Source organism: Streptomyces sp. NPDC002817, assembly GCF_053592055.1.
Genome location: NZ_JBSFUY010000018.1, coordinates 132,891 through 145,758 on the forward strand (window position 1 = coordinate 132,891; position 12,868 = coordinate 145,758).

The following is a 12,868-nucleotide window of genomic DNA, read 5'->3' on the forward strand; positions in this document are numbered from 1 at the left end:
GGGTCAGACGCATCAGGTGCGCAGGGCGGGGACGGTGCGCAGCCGGGCGAAGGCAGCGGTAAGACCCAGGGCCTGCAGTGCGGCGCACAGGGTGATCAGGTGGCCGAGCTGGGCGGGCGGCACGGTGGAGACCAGGACACCGGCAAGGGGGAAGGGCACAAGGAGCAGCAGGATGGTCAGCGACAGGGTGGCGCCGAACACGTCGGCGGGGATGAGGCGGGAGCGCACGGTGCGCAGCACGACCGTCATGCCGCCCTCGCCGGCCATGAGGACGGCGATCAGGGCGAGATAGGTGTGGTAGGTGCCGGCGAAGGAGACGGCCAGGCACGCCGCGGCGGCGATCGTGGCGGACACGGCGCCGACCGGCCACAGGCCGAAGCGGTCAATGGCGCGGCGGCAGACGGCGATCGCGATGAGGGTGGCGACGGCGGCGGCCGACCAGATCAGCCCCACATCGGCCGTGGAGCGTCCGAGCTGTTGGACGATGATCACCGGAGTGGCGGCCTGCAGCAGCCCGGCGGCCAGGTTGGACACGGTCAGCCCGGCCACCAGCCAGCCAAGGGCCGGCAGCGCCCGCAGGACCGACCATCCGGTGCGCAGCCCCTGGACGACCGGCAGCGGCGCGGCGGGCTTGGCCCGGTGGCTCTCGCGAGGTGCCAGCACGCTGGTGAGCAGCGAGAAAGCGGCGATCACGCCCAGCATCGCGGCGGCGCCGGCCCATTCCAGCAGCAGCCCGGCCAGTGCCGGGCCCAACAGGGTGGCAACCTGGTCGATGCCCAGCAGCGCCGACTGCACGCGGTGCGCGCGGGCGCCGGCCTCACGGCCGGCTGCCCCGCCCGCGGTCTCGGCCGCGATGTAGGAGCATTCGCTGAGGATTCCGGTCAGCGCGGCGAGCAGCATGACAGTGACCGTCGCGCCGTAACCCGCGGCATGCGTCGGCAGGATGACCGCGGCGGCCACGACGACCAGGGCCCGGCCGGCGGAGGCGGTACGGAGCACAGCGGTCGTGCCGTGGCGGTCGACCAGCGCCCCGGCGAAGGCGAACGCGCCCAGGCGCGGCACCCATTCCAGCACGAACGCGAGACCGGTCAGGGCAGCGGAGCGGGTGGTGGCCAGCACCAGCAACGGGATGCCGTAGGTGGCCATGGCGAACGCGGCGGCATCCGTGCTGCGCGGCAGGTAGATGCCGCGCAGCAGCGTGGGAACCGGCCGACGGGCATGCCGGGGTCCGACACAGGACCTCACGCAGCGCGCCCCGATTCCTGCGCCGAGTTCAGGGAGCGGGCGGTGTCCTGGCGCAGGACGCGCGGGTGCGCCGTGAGCCAGGCGGACAGTGCCACCCAAGGAGCCTCCGGGTCCAATGCCGCGCCGGTGTGCTCCGGGCTGTCGTCCTGCATCTGCAGGGCGTACTGGACACGGGTGACGAAGTCACTGGCCGGGCCGGGCAGTTGGTGGGCGCGGGCCCAGCGGGCGGCGGTGTCGTACACCTCGGCGAGGTCCTGGCCGCTCGCGGTGAGCTGGTAGCGGGCCGTAGCGTGTCCGCGGGCGTGGATGAGGCCGAGGGCGCGTGCGGTGTCGATGGCGTGGCGCAGGTGTCCGAGGGGGAGGTCGCCGAGGGCGCCCTGCAGGCTGCCGCGCTTCTGGCTGATGGGGCCGTTGTCGTCGATCTCGGTGACCAGGCGGATCAAGGCCGGCAGAGTCAGGGCCTGGATCGCGCGGCGTTCGCGCAGGATGCGGTCGGGCGGGGAGGCGGTCATCGGCGCGGGCCTCCTGCCGGGGTGATGGGGCGGGCGGGTATCTGGTGGGAGAAGAGATCGCCGGGTTTCCACGCCGGGCCAGCCGGGGGCGCGGTGGCCAGGGCCGGGGCGGGAGACGGTGCGGCCGGAACGGCGGGTGCCGGAAGGCGGGCCGGGGTGGTCGCCCACGGGCCGGAGCGGATCCGGGAGGGGGCACCCTCTCGCCGGCGAAGCGGGGCGGTCTTGGCGGGCGGTCGGGCTGCCCAGGCGGTGATGGCCTTGAAAACGGGGGCGAGTGCCTGGCCGCTGGCGGACAGCTGGAAGTCGCCCTTGCCGACGGCCGTGACGAGGCCGTCGGCGACCAGTCGGTCCAGCGGCTTGTAGACGGTGTTCAATCCGTAGCCGGGCATGGCCTCGGCGGCCAGGGTCTTGGCGCTCGCACGGCCCCGGGACATGAGCGTCATCAGGATCGGGGTGGCGTGCCGCGGAGAGACCAGGACGATGGTGTCGTCGATGTTCTGCGCCGGGGGGATCCGCTCGCGTTCCAGCGCGCCGGTGGCCTTGCTGGTGACGAGCCGCTTCTCCAGATGGGTGTCGCCCCAGGAGGCGATCTGGGCCAGGACGGGCAGCAACTCCGTGCCGCGGCGGGTCAGGCCGTAGGTGACGTGGCGCGGGGCGTACTCGGTGCGTTCGACGACGCCGGCGCTGGTGAAGTGGCGCAGCCGGGGGTGGAGCTGGCCGTCGGCGAGCCACGGCAGCTTGGGCTTGATCTCGGCGTAGCGCAGCGGCTGGGAGGAGAGGGTCATCAGCACCCACACGCTCCAGCGCGGGGCGAGCAGATCCAACGTCTTAGTGACACTGGCGAGGTCGTTCGGGGGGACGGGGGGCTGAGCGGTGGTGGCCAAGGATGGTGCTCCTCAAGCGGTGCGGGGCAGATCAGCGGGTGCGGGACGGGGCGGGCGCCGGGGCGGCAGGTGCGGGTGGCATCGCAGGTTCGGGGTCCGGGGCCGGTGCGCGGCGCAGTCCTGCCAGGACCGCGCCGGTGTTCTTGGCGCAGGCGTCGCGGGTGGCGACGGCCTCGGCGATGCGCCGGGCGCAGTCGAGGATGTGACCTGCGGCGAAGCGGCCGATCTCCCGGTCGGGGGCGGTGAGTTCGCGCAGCCTCGCCAGCTGGAAGGCGATGGTGCGTTCGGCGAGGACCAGGTCGCTGTGGCCGCCGGTGAGCGCGGCGAGCAGGGTGGCGTCGGGAGCGTGGTCGGCGAGGGCTTCGAGTTCGGTGATCGGCTGCCCGAACAGCGCCTCGATGCGCTGGGCGATGATCTCGGAGACCGGGTGAGCCGTGTCAGGCTGGGACAATCGGCGGACTTTCAGAGGCGGCTGGTCCGCACCGCCCCGGCACCGGGGGCGGGCGGGGCAGTGACGGTGATCTTCGGCTGGGCGAACTGCACGGGCCGGCGCGGGCGCTGGCCGGGAGCAGGCATGGTCCGCAGGAGGTCGTCGAGGGCGGCGACGTACCCGTTGCGGCCGGCCAGCGCCGCCTCCAGCCACTGGGCGTCCCAGCGCAGGTCCTCGGCGGACAGCTCGCCCAGGACGCGATCGGCGGACATCGCGGCGCGGACACGGTCCCGTACGCGGACGACCTGCTCCTCGGCGACAGCGAGGAAGCTGCGCAGTTCCAGCGCGCGCTGCAGTGCGGCATCCGTCTCGCAGCGGGCCGCCTGCGCATACAGGTCGGCGACGGAGGCGCCGAATGCCTCCTGAAGCGCGGCGTCGCGGCTGGTGGACTTGTCGATGACGCTCATCGCGTCACCCCTCGCGCGGGGAGGCCCCGCGTGCCGGGCGGTGTGGGCGCGGAGGTAGGCAAAGCTGGAGCGCGGCGCGCGGCAGGGGTGGCACCACGCCAGGCGCCGGGTCCGCGCTTGCCGGGGGCGAGGGGGTCGAGGAGGTAGTCCACGACCATGGCGCGCCCGTCCCGGGCGGCGACCGCGGCATTGACCCGGTGGGCCAACTCCATGGCGGCGTCGTCGAGTTCGCCCGGCTGAGTGCCGAGCGCCGCGACGAGCGCGTCCTCCGCGGTGTCGAGTGCGTCCTGGGATTCGGCGAGCAGGCCGTACCAGTGCACGACGCTGGTGGCATCGGAGTTGGCCTGGGGTGCCGCCGCAACCGCCCGGCGCAGATCGGCGAGCGGCATCTGAAAGCGGTCTTCGATCCGCTCGGCGACGACGCCCAGCACGTCCTGGCTGAACTCAGGCACGAAAAGGAGCTCCTATCATTCGCGTTCTCGGGGGCGGGAAATCCTGCGCCGCGAATCCGGTCCGTACAAAGGTGAATCCTCGAACTCGCATGCCGCGCGGGGGAATTGGGTGTCGGCCTGTTAGTCCAGGCACATGCCGACCGGACGATAGACGTACTTGGCGGAAACCCAGCCCGTGACGCCGGTCGTCTTGTCGGTGATGTAGCGCCACTTGCCGCTGGTCTTGTACACGGTGAACTTGTGGCCCCGGTACAGAATCCCGAGCACCTTGGAGTTGACGGATGCCTTGGCGCGGATGTTGACGGCCTTGGTGGTGAGCGTCCACGGCCCCGACCCGCTGCAGGTCGGGTCGGTCACGGAGGCGGGAGCCAGGGCGGGTGCGGCGCTCGCGGTGGCGGCGGAGGCCAGCGGCAGTGCAAGGGCACCGAGCAGGGCCGCGGAGACGGCTATGCGGGTTGAACGCATGGGGAATTGAGCTCCATATCGATGAGAGGGCGTACGGGAGGAATGACCGTGGGCGGATGCCGTGCGGCCGAGAACAAGAGTCCTGAGAATTCCCGGTTTCGGTAACCGGGAATTGCGTGCTACATTCCGCGCCGCCTCCCCGAAGGCCGCCGGATTTTCACCGTGCGAGTACGGCGGGAGCTGGTCCTACGAGCCCTGAATTCAGCGGCCCGGACGGCGCGGTGGAGCGGGGCGCACGGGCGGAGCGGGGACGCCTGGGGCAGTGGTGTGGCGTGCTGCCGGGGAGGCGGGCGGCATCGGGATCGCCTCGCCGCTCCAGTGCGCCTCCCACCAGCGGGTGGCAGCCTCGAAGGTGGCGAAACCGCCCTCGCGCAGGGTGTGCGTCCACGACTGGGTGTCGACCTCTTCGAGCAGGATCCGGAACGGCAGCGGCGCCTTCTCGTCGAGGGCACGCAGCAGCACGGTGATCTCCATCGGCTCGGTGTCGTGCGTGTAGCTGGTCAGCAGGGCGAAATGGTCGCCGTCGCGGCGCAGTCGCTGCTCCAGGGCGCGAGTGGCCTGGTCGGCAGGCGTGCTGCCTGTGCCGTCGGGCAGGAGGATCGGCTCCTCGGGGCAGCCGCGGGCGATCAGCCAGGACTGGGCCATCGCGGGCAGGGCGAAGGCGGCGTGGTCGAACTGGAAGGTCCGCGTGTCGGTGTCGCGCTTCAGGTGGAGGGCGACGAGTTGGGGCTCGCCCGGGATGCCCCAGGTGACGGCGCCGTTGTGCAGCACGTAGAAGCTGTTCCGGTCGTCGCTGGCGTGGTGCTCGGCCAGGACGGTGAGCTGGTCCTCCTCGATGCCGACGTGCTGCCAGAACTGGTCGTCGACATGGTCGTTGAGGGCGCTGTAGCCGCCGAGGCGGAAATCCGGTGGGTGGGTGGGCATCGGTGCTTTCGGTTCGGCGGCGCCAACAGCGCCGCAATCAGGGAGGGTTGACCGGTTCAGCGCCGCGGGTGCACGGGAGACGCAGAGGCCGTCGGCCGGGGCGGCGGCGTGGTACCGGGCGGGCCCGCGGGACGCGGGACGGTGAGAGCGGCCCGGCCGGCGTCGGTGAGGGTGACGGGCTGGCCGGCGTGCACCGGGTGGGAGGTGTCACGCTCCACGAGGCCGCTCGCCTCCAGGTGCTGCAGCTGGGCGTAGGAGATGCGGGTGCGCGAACCGGTCGCCACGGCGAGCCGGTGGGTGATCAGGTTCTCGTGCAGCTTGGCGCCCTGGGCGATGGCGAGCAGGGCCGCGACGTCCTTTGTCGCCACGTGCTGTGGCGTACGCGGCGGGGCGGCGGCTTCGATCGGCTCAAGCGCGGCGGCAGCCGTGGCCTGCCGGGCGTCGCGCGCGTCGATGGCGTGCGCGAGCTGGTCGACGGTGCGCTCGATCCGCGCGAACAGGGCCTGATCGACCGGGAATTCGCCGGAGGCCAGGCGGGCGAGACGGGCGCGGTGGAAGGTGACGTCCCGCTCGGCCCGGACGAGTTCGCGGTGGGCGTCCGCCAAGGCCGCGTGCGGGGTGTCGAGGAGACCGGCGGTGCGGTTCCTCCACAGCGCCTCGACGCTGCACCCTGCGGCTGTCTCGATCCGGCGGTCGAATACGGTGCGCGGGCGGCGGTCGGGCGAGGACGCGGCAGGTGAGGTCACGTCGGAGCGGTCCGTGTGGGCTCGCGGGTGTGCGGGGCGTAGGCGTCCAGGGCGACGTGGACCTCGACGTAAGGGCCGTCGTGCGTGTGCCGGGTGGGCCCAAGGCGCCCCAGCAGCCGGAGCATCGGCATGTTGGACGCGTGCGTGAACGCGGTGAGGGTGTGCGCCCCGCGTGTGCGGGCCATCCGGGCTGCGTGGCGGGCCATGGCCGTTCCGATGCCGCGGCGCCGGTGATCGTCGGCGACCTGCAGTCCGAGGTCGAAGACGCCCGGCTGACGGCTGACGGGTCCGACGCAGACGAGGGCCAGGGGCCGCTCGTCCGTGTCGAGTCCGATCCAGCACCGTGCCTGGGCGAGCAGCCGTGTCAGGTCACGGGGCGTGAGGTGCATGCGGCCCCAGCGGCGCAGCAGATTCTGCGCGGAGCACTGTGCGTGGAAGGCGGCGACGAGGTCCCCGTCCGTCGCCGTGACCTCGCGGGTGTGCGCGAGGGCGGGGTGGGTCAGCAGGAGCAGTCCGGGCGGGCGGCCTGCAGGTCGTCGCGCCGGTAGGCCCGGTAGCGGTTGCCGTCGGCGTTGCGGGGTTTGCGGGCCTGGACGCCGTAGGGGCGCAGGAGCAGGGCGAGACGGATCGGGGTGAGGTCGGCGTAGCGCCAGCGTCCCTCGGCCTCGCCGGGCAGGTCGCGCAGGCGCGCGAGGAGCTCTGTGGTGCTGATGTACTGGGCCGCGCCCAGGGCGTCGAAGATGTCGAGGCAGGCGTGGACGATCGTCCACGGCCGGCTCGGGCAGGTCAGGAACTCCTCACACGTGTCTTCGTGGCGGTCATCGACATCGTCGTAGCCGTCCAGATCGTCGAGGTCGTCGGGAGCCTCCGGCTCCTCGAAGCCGAAGTCGTCAAAGCCCTCGACGTCGGCATCGAGGTCCGGTTCACCGTCAAGCTCTTCGTCGTCCGCCGGCTCGTACTCGCCCTGTGGTCCGGGCTCGTACGTGGCCGCGCAGCAGCAGGTGGCGGACAGCAGCGCGCTCAACTCGGCTCCGGCCGCCATGCGTTCGACCAGCAGGTCGGTGAGCGCATCGAGCCGCTCGGTCGCGGTGACGTCGGCGGGACGTTCGGTGCCGGCCAGGTCGGCGAGCTGCCGGTCGAGGTCCTGGATCTCGGCGAACACGTCGACGATGGCGCGGTGGTGCGGGTTCTCGGTGACCTGGGCCGGCGCCAGTACGGTGGCGGCGACCTGGTCGATCAGGCTGGGGAACTGCGTCAACGAACGGGGCCCTTCGGGGTCGGGGACAGTGCGGGGCGGGGAAGGCCGGGCAGCGCGTACGGCGGCGGTCCGGGCTTGGGAACGGGCGGGCGGACGCCCAACTGCGGGGAACGGGTGCGGGCCGCGTGGGTACGCTCGCCCAGGGGCCGCCTCGTGATGCCGAGGCGGGCGCGGGCGGTGTCGTACACGTCATGCGCCTCCCGCGGACGGACGGCCACGACATGGATCTCGGTGGTGTACGTGGAGGTGGCGGGCGCAGGCCGCTGGGCGTAGACGATGCGCCACGCGTTGCGGTGATCGACGTAGACCTTGCGGCATCCGGCGAGATCACGGGTGAGCTTGGCGCCGAACAAGCGGGCTGTGACGACGTCCTGGAGCTGGGCGAGCGCCAGATCACGGATGTCACCGGGGGCCTGGAGAAGGTCGGTCAGAGCGCGCGGGTCGAAGGAAAGCCCGAAGGCCGGCCGGTCATGACCGCTCATCCGGCCCCCCGGACGGACTCGCCGTTCCCCGCCTGCCCCGCCGACTCCTCCGGCTCCTCGGGCTGTTCGGGCTGTTCGGTGGCGGCGGTGGTCCGGCTGGAGGGCCGCGGGCCGGGCAGCAGGCGGTGGGCGGGCCGGTCCGGATCGGTCATGCACGCCGACAGCGGCCCGCCGGCCGCCCGGACAGCGGCCATGGCGTGGGTGAGGAAATCGCGGTGCCACACGAACAGGCCGGACAGGCCCGCCTCGGGGTCCTTGTGCTGCTGGTAGGCCAGCCACAGTGCGTGGAGCCAGGCGACGACGTCAGCGTGTTCCTGCCACTGCCGGCACCACGGGGCGGCGGTGGTGACCTCCGCCCCGTAGACCCGGACCAGGAAGTCGTCCACCCAGTCCGACAGCGCGTCGAGTTCGTCCTCGTACTCCTCGCCCTCCAGTTCCAGGATCGGGCGGGGCTCCGGCAGCGCGGGCTGCGGCGCCAGGCCCGCGAAACCCGGCATGCCGAAGGCGCCGAACGCCGTGTCCGGGGGCAGCGGCGCGGAAGCGAGGCTGTCGAGCTGGCGGGCCTGTTCCGCGGACTGCTCCAGCAGTTTGCGGACGCTCGCCGAAACACTCTCCAGGTCGGAGTCCGGCAGCCGAACCGGTTCCGTCTCCCCGTCCTGTAGGGGGTTTATGGATTCAGGCACGAAAAGGGGCCTCCTTGAGCCGCAGCCGTCGGGCGTTAATTGCGACTCAAACCATCCGGAGAATCCCCGGTTTCGGTAACCGGGACTTGGCTGCTATAACGCCAAGCGCAGCACGGCCAGGGCGTGGCGGGCCACACCCCACCGGCCGTTCCGCACTGCACAACAGGGATCAGGACGTGAGGGTCAAGTCGTCCTGGGAGAGGGTCTGTTGCATCGTCTCCAATAGCCGCTCATTTGCAATCTTCGCGTAGTGCTGGGTCTTCTCGACACCGATGAACGAGCGGCCCTCCAGCAGGGCCGCGACCCCTGTCGAGCCCGAGCCGCAGGTGAAGTCGAGCACCGTGCCGCCCGGCGGGGAGATCTGCACCAGCTCCCGCATGACCGAGACCGGCTTCTGCGTGATGTGCTGCCGGCTCTTGCCCGACGGCTGCGAGGCGCTGTACAGGCCGGGCAGGTAGACCGGGTTGCGGGAACCGTCGATCGCGCCCTTGGAGGCCCAGACGATGAACTCGCAGTTCTGGGTGAAGCGCCCCTTCTGGGGGCGGGCCTGCGGCTTGTGCCAGGCGAGCACGCCCCTCCAGAGCCAGCCGGCGGCCTGGATGGCGTCCGTGGTGATCGGCAGCTGCCGCCAGTCGGTGAAGAGCAGCGCCGTGCCGCCGACCTTGGTGAGCCGGTGCGCCTCGGTCATGATCTGGGTCAGCCAGAAACCGTAGGAGCGCTGGTCCATGTTCTCGCCGGTGAAGTCCGGCAGCTCGTGACCGGCGCCGGCGGAGGTGTACTTCTGCTTCGCGCTGCGGGACGTGCGCTGCTTGGCCGTGCGCCCGCCCGAGTTGTACGGCGGGTCGGTGATGACGGAGTCGACGCAGTCGTCCGGCAGTTCGGCGAGGACGCCGAGCGCGTCCCCCTGATGCAGGGAAAAAGGCAAAGAGATACCCCGATTCGGGTCGGATGATAGGGGGAGGTACTCCGGCTCGCCCGGACAACCCGCGAGACCGAATGCGGGCAGGAAGGCACCACGGGTCCGCGCAGCGGGAGGGACGAGGGGAGGAGCCAAAACTGTAGGCCACGATCCCCGGTTGAGCGCTATCGCCGCCAAAATCCCGGAAATCAAGCCTTGATCACCAGCGATTTCGGCAACCGGGGATCCGCCCTTACTGTTTTGGAACTGCCCGGCCGACACAGCCGATGGCACATCCCCACCCCTGCCCTCATGGAGGCACCCCCATGTCCTGGCACACCTGACCCGACACCCCCATGCCGGTGCGAGCGGCAACTCGCGCCCGCGCACCCGGGCCCCGATTCACCCACCACCCGGCCCTCGCGCCGTTTCCTCAACACCGCACGCGCCGCCGGGACTCCACCAAGGACCTCGCCCATGACACCGCTCCGCTCACACCTGCCCGCGCACCGGCCTGCGGCCCGTGACCGCCTGCCCGGAGGCATCCCCGATTGAAGGGCGTAGCCGCCGGCATCGGCGTCTTCGTCCTCTCCCCCTTCCTCCTCGCCGGCACGGCCATGCTGATGGCCACCAGCAGCGAGGCCGCCCAGAGCACCTACGCCTCCCTCACGTGCGTGGGCGACATCGACACCGACACGGTCGTCGAGCAGGTCACCAAGATCCTCAACGGCGCGGACGCCAAGACCGTCCACGTCGAGGGCCTGTCCCTGCCCGAGGAACAGATCCCCAACGCCCGCACCATCGTGGCCACCGGGATCAGCCTGAACGTGCCGAAGAAGGGGCAGATCATCGCGCTCGCCACCGCGATGCAGGAATCCCGGCTGCGCAACCTCAGCTCCGGCGACCGCGACAGCCTCGGCCTCTTCCAGCAACGGCCAAGCCAGGGCTGGGGCACCGCCACGCAGATCCACGACCCCGTCTACGCCTCCACCCAGTTCTACAAGCATCTGCTCGCGGTGGACGGCTGGCAGCAGCTGACCGTCACCCAGGCCGCCCAGAAGGTCCAGCTCTCGGCATACCCCGACGCCTACGCCGACTGGGAGGACCTGGCGAGAGCCCTGCAGCAGGCGATCGCCGCGACGTTCCCCGCCGACCAGGACACCAGCGAGACGGACACCGCCTCCAGCACCACGTCCTGCGCGGCGACCGAGGACGGCTCCGGGTACGGCACCATCCCGGAAGGGTCCGTACCGAAGGGCTACTCGATCCCCAAGGACGCCGCCCCCAAGGCGCGCAAGGCTATCGCCTGGGCGATGGCGCAGCTCGGCACGATGTACCAGTGGGGCGGCACCTGCACCGCGCCGCACGGCCCGGACCCGATGGGCCGCTGCGACTGCAGCTCGCTGACCCAGCAGGCATACGCGCACGCCGGCGTCACCCTCACCCGCACCACCTACACACAGATCAACGAGGGCAAGGCCGTGTCTCCCGAGCATCTTCAGCCGGGTGACCTGATCTTCTCCCGCGGCAGTGCCGCCCGCCCCGAACACGTCGGCATGTACATCGGCTCGGGACTCGCGATCGAGGCACCAAGGACTGGAAAACCAGTTCGAATCACACCTCTCGCGGACTGGGACATCCTCGCCGCGCGCCGCGTCATCTGATCCCCGTTCCGGGCCCGGCAGCCCAGGCTCACCGCCCCTGACCAGGGCCCCGCCCGCCTGCGGACGGGGCCCGCAGGACACGCCGCCCTGCCCACTCTCCTTCCCCTGACACCACGGAGCACCTCCTTGATATCCCGTCACCGCGCCCAGCGCGCCCTCGTGGCAGCCTCTCTGGGCCTGGCCGTCGCCGCCGGCGGCCTGGCCACCGCCTCCACCGCGCAGGCGTACGACACCGACACCACCAAGATCTCGTGCAGCGCGGTCAAGGTCCGCAAGTCGCCCTCGACGACAGCCACCACCGTCGGCGTCGCCTACCGAGGCGACAAGATCACCTACGACCAGTGGGTCTACCGGAAGGCCACCAAGACCTGGTGGACCCGGGGCACCGTCACCCGCAAGTCCGACGGCAAGAAACTGCGCGGCTACGTGATCTACAAGTGCGCCAACCCGTACGGCACCAACGGCGCCCCCACCCCGTCGATCCCGAAGTAGCGCACCCCGGCTGCCAGTTCGGATTCCGAGCCGGAGCGATGTCGCCAGCTGCACCGCCCGAATCCCGGCCTCGCCTGAGCCTCACCGCGGCACCTGCCGTGTTCTCGTGCACGCCGCCCCCTCGATCCGGCCGGCCGCCTCCCGGCCCGCCGTCGGCCCTCCCCTTTTCCAGGCACTCGCCTCCCTCCCCCTTCTTCTGTGATTCCCGCGCGCCGGGCTTCGGCGCGCGCAAGGAGCCTCTTTGCCCCTGCTCGAAACCGTGCAGTACCTGGCCTACGACCCCGGCATCACGCCCTCCGGCGGCGGTCTGCCCGGCCTGGCCGTACTGAAGAACGTGGTCAACTCGATCAACCTGTTCGCGATCGTCGCGGTGGTCGGCGCGCTCGCCGTCTCCCTGGGCGTGTGGGCCTGGGGCCACCACACCGGCGGCCACCAGGCCGAGGCCAACGGCAAGAAGGGCGCCGTCGTCGCGGCGGGCGCCGCCCTCGGTCTCGGCGCCGCCAACGGCATCGTGGCCTTCTTCTCCGCCCTGGGGTCGCAAGTCCACTGATGAAGAAACGATTCCCCTCCCTGTCCCGCTACGGCCTCGGCTGGTCCACCCGGCAGCGCGTCACGGTCATCGCGGCCGGCCTCGCCGTCCTGCTGGCCCTCGCTGCCGCCGTCGCCCTGTTCACCGGCCGCACCACCAACGGCGACAGCCGGGCCACCGTCCCGTCGTCCGGGCCGAGCAGCAGCACCTCCTCATCCGCCGGCCCGACAGCGTCGGCCGGAGCCGGTTCGGTGGCGACGCCACCACCGGTCGCCGACCCCGTGGCCTTCGCCAAGGCCGCCGCAGCCCTGTTGTGGTCGTACGACACCCGCACCACCAGCCGCGAGGAGCAGCTCGCCGGGATGCGTGCGTGGCTGACGGCCGAGACGAAGTACGCCGACTGGTCCTCGATCGTCGCGCAGGTGCCGGATCCGGTGCTGTGGTCGCGGATGGCCGACCAGAAGCAGTACGCCACCGCCACCGTCACCGAGGCCCACTACCCGGCCGCGTTCAAGGAAGCGCTGGCGGACGATCCATCGGCAATCACCCAGGCGTACATCTACGCCGTCACCGTCACCGGCACGCAGCAGATCGCCTGGAAGAAGGGCGGGGCCGGAGCCGAGGACCGCTCCATCACCCTCGCCGTGCAGTGCCGCCCCAACGCAAACTGCTCTCTGGTCTCCATCGCCCCGAGCGTCGTGCCCTGACGTCTCAAGACCACCTGAGAAAGGAGGGAC

General features: G+C 71.5%; 18 protein-coding genes. 4 read left to right on the plus strand and 14 right to left on the minus strand.

The window, feature by feature from the left end; genetic code table 11:
• Window positions 1–12 precede the first annotated feature (12 nt).
• The 14 genes from ACWD3I_RS29525 to ACWD3I_RS29590 all read right to left on the minus strand — a co-directional run bounded on the left by ACWD3I_RS29525 (window position 13) and on the right by ACWD3I_RS29590 (window position 9,473).
• Entirely contained in the window at window positions 13–1,245 is a 1,233-nt protein-coding gene (locus ACWD3I_RS29525; protein ID WP_365403940.1) for an MFS transporter, read from the minus strand.
• The gene (locus ACWD3I_RS29530; protein ID WP_365403937.1) at window positions 1,242–1,757 is read right to left on the minus strand and encodes a hypothetical protein; all 516 of its coding nucleotides are present in this window, start codon (window positions 1,755–1,757) and stop codon (window positions 1,242–1,244) included. Before ACWD3I_RS29530 ends, ACWD3I_RS29525 begins: the two co-directional genes overlap by 4 nt.
• Entirely contained in the window at window positions 1,754–2,641 is an 888-nt protein-coding gene (locus ACWD3I_RS29535; RefSeq protein WP_365403934.1) for a winged helix-turn-helix transcriptional regulator, read from the minus strand. Before ACWD3I_RS29535 ends, ACWD3I_RS29530 begins: the two co-directional genes overlap by 4 nt.
• 31 nt (window positions 2,642–2,672) lie before the next feature.
• Complete coding sequence (locus ACWD3I_RS29540; protein WP_365403931.1) at window positions 2,673–3,092, minus strand: hypothetical protein; 420 nt, start codon at window positions 3,090–3,092, stop codon at window positions 2,673–2,675.
• A gap of 11 nt (window positions 3,093–3,103) precedes the next feature.
• Window positions 3,104–3,538, minus strand: a complete 435-nt coding sequence (locus tag ACWD3I_RS29545) for a hypothetical protein (RefSeq protein WP_365403928.1) — start codon at window positions 3,536–3,538, stop codon at window positions 3,104–3,106.
• Window positions 3,535–3,990: a hypothetical protein gene (locus ACWD3I_RS29550; protein ID WP_365403925.1), complete on the minus strand. Its 456-nt coding sequence runs from the start codon at window positions 3,988–3,990 to the stop codon at window positions 3,535–3,537. Before ACWD3I_RS29550 ends, ACWD3I_RS29545 begins: the two co-directional genes overlap by 4 nt.
• A gap of 120 nt (window positions 3,991–4,110) precedes the next feature.
• Window positions 4,111–4,455 (minus strand): SH3 domain-containing protein, encoded by a 345-nt coding sequence (locus ACWD3I_RS29555; protein WP_365403922.1) that lies wholly within the window; start codon window positions 4,453–4,455, stop codon window positions 4,111–4,113.
• 201 nt (window positions 4,456–4,656) lie between these two features.
• Window positions 4,657–5,379, minus strand: a complete 723-nt coding sequence (locus ACWD3I_RS29560) for a hypothetical protein (protein WP_365403919.1) — start codon at window positions 5,377–5,379, stop codon at window positions 4,657–4,659.
• A 56-nt stretch (window positions 5,380–5,435) separates the two neighbouring features.
• Window positions 5,436–6,125, minus strand: coding sequence for a hypothetical protein (locus tag ACWD3I_RS29565; RefSeq protein ID WP_365403916.1), 690 nt, complete (start codon window positions 6,123–6,125; stop codon window positions 5,436–5,438).
• Window positions 6,122–6,637 carry an N-acetyltransferase family protein gene (locus ACWD3I_RS29570; protein ID WP_451084216.1) on the minus strand — a complete coding sequence of 172 codons (516 nt, stop codon included), beginning with the start codon at window positions 6,635–6,637 and terminating at the stop codon, window positions 6,122–6,124. The genes ACWD3I_RS29565 and ACWD3I_RS29570 overlap by 4 nt, the downstream gene beginning before the upstream one ends.
• A complete protein-coding gene (locus ACWD3I_RS29575) occupies window positions 6,625–7,383 on the minus strand; it encodes a DUF3631 domain-containing protein (RefSeq protein ID WP_365403913.1) in 759 nt (252 codons plus the stop codon). Before ACWD3I_RS29575 ends, ACWD3I_RS29570 begins: the two co-directional genes overlap by 13 nt.
• Window positions 7,380–7,865, minus strand: coding sequence for a hypothetical protein (locus tag ACWD3I_RS29580; protein ID WP_365403910.1), 486 nt, complete (start codon window positions 7,863–7,865; stop codon window positions 7,380–7,382). Before ACWD3I_RS29580 ends, ACWD3I_RS29575 begins: the two co-directional genes overlap by 4 nt.
• Complete coding sequence (locus tag ACWD3I_RS29585; RefSeq protein ID WP_365403906.1) at window positions 7,862–8,548, minus strand: DUF4913 domain-containing protein; 687 nt, start codon at window positions 8,546–8,548, stop codon at window positions 7,862–7,864. The genes ACWD3I_RS29580 and ACWD3I_RS29585 overlap by 4 nt, the downstream gene beginning before the upstream one ends.
• A gap of 169 nt (window positions 8,549–8,717) precedes the next feature.
• On the minus strand, window positions 8,718–9,473 hold the full coding sequence (locus ACWD3I_RS29590) for a DNA-methyltransferase (RefSeq protein ID WP_365403903.1): 756 nt from the start codon (window positions 9,471–9,473) through the stop codon (window positions 8,718–8,720).
• Window positions 9,474–9,997: 524 nt separating this feature from the next.
• Between ACWD3I_RS29590 and ACWD3I_RS29595 the strand changes: the two genes are divergently transcribed.
• The 4 genes from ACWD3I_RS29595 (at window position 9,998) to ACWD3I_RS29610 (ending at window position 12,838) form a co-directional block, all read left to right on the plus strand.
• A complete protein-coding gene (locus tag ACWD3I_RS29595) occupies window positions 9,998–11,110 on the plus strand; it encodes a C40 family peptidase (RefSeq protein WP_365403900.1) in 1,113 nt (370 codons plus the stop codon).
• A 126-nt stretch (window positions 11,111–11,236) separates the two neighbouring features.
• Window positions 11,237–11,602, plus strand: a complete 366-nt coding sequence (locus tag ACWD3I_RS29600; protein WP_365403897.1) for an SH3 domain-containing protein — start codon at window positions 11,237–11,239, stop codon at window positions 11,600–11,602.
• 241 nt (window positions 11,603–11,843) lie between these two features.
• On the plus strand, window positions 11,844–12,152 hold the full coding sequence (locus tag ACWD3I_RS29605) for a DUF6112 family protein (protein ID WP_360939361.1): 309 nt from the start codon (window positions 11,844–11,846) through the stop codon (window positions 12,150–12,152).
• Entirely contained in the window at window positions 12,152–12,838 is a 687-nt protein-coding gene (locus ACWD3I_RS29610) for a hypothetical protein (RefSeq protein ID WP_365403894.1), read from the plus strand. Before ACWD3I_RS29605 ends, ACWD3I_RS29610 begins: the two co-directional genes overlap by 1 nt.
• Window positions 12,839–12,868 lie beyond the last annotated feature (30 nt).

Bases quoted from the DNA above. Each gene is read 5' to 3' on its own strand.
- ACWD3I_RS29530 (WP_365403937.1), bottom strand. From the start codon at position 1,757: ATGACCGCCTCCCCGCCCGACCGCATCCTGCGCGAACGCCGCGCGATC.
- ACWD3I_RS29545 (WP_365403928.1), bottom strand. From the start codon at position 3,538: ATGAGCGTCATCGACAAGTCCACCAGCCGCGACGCCGCGCTTCAGGAG.
- ACWD3I_RS29555 (WP_365403922.1), bottom strand. From the start codon at position 4,455: ATGCGTTCAACCCGCATAGCCGTCTCCGCGGCCCTGCTCGGTGCCCTT.
- ACWD3I_RS29560 (WP_365403919.1), bottom strand. From the start codon at position 5,379: ATGCCCACCCACCCACCGGATTTCCGCCTCGGCGGCTACAGCGCCCTC.
- ACWD3I_RS29580 (WP_365403910.1), bottom strand. From the start codon at position 7,865: ATGAGCGGTCATGACCGGCCGGCCTTCGGGCTTTCCTTCGACCCGCGC.
- ACWD3I_RS29610 (WP_365403894.1), top strand. From the start codon at position 12,152: ATGAAGAAACGATTCCCCTCCCTGTCCCGCTACGGCCTCGGCTGGTCC.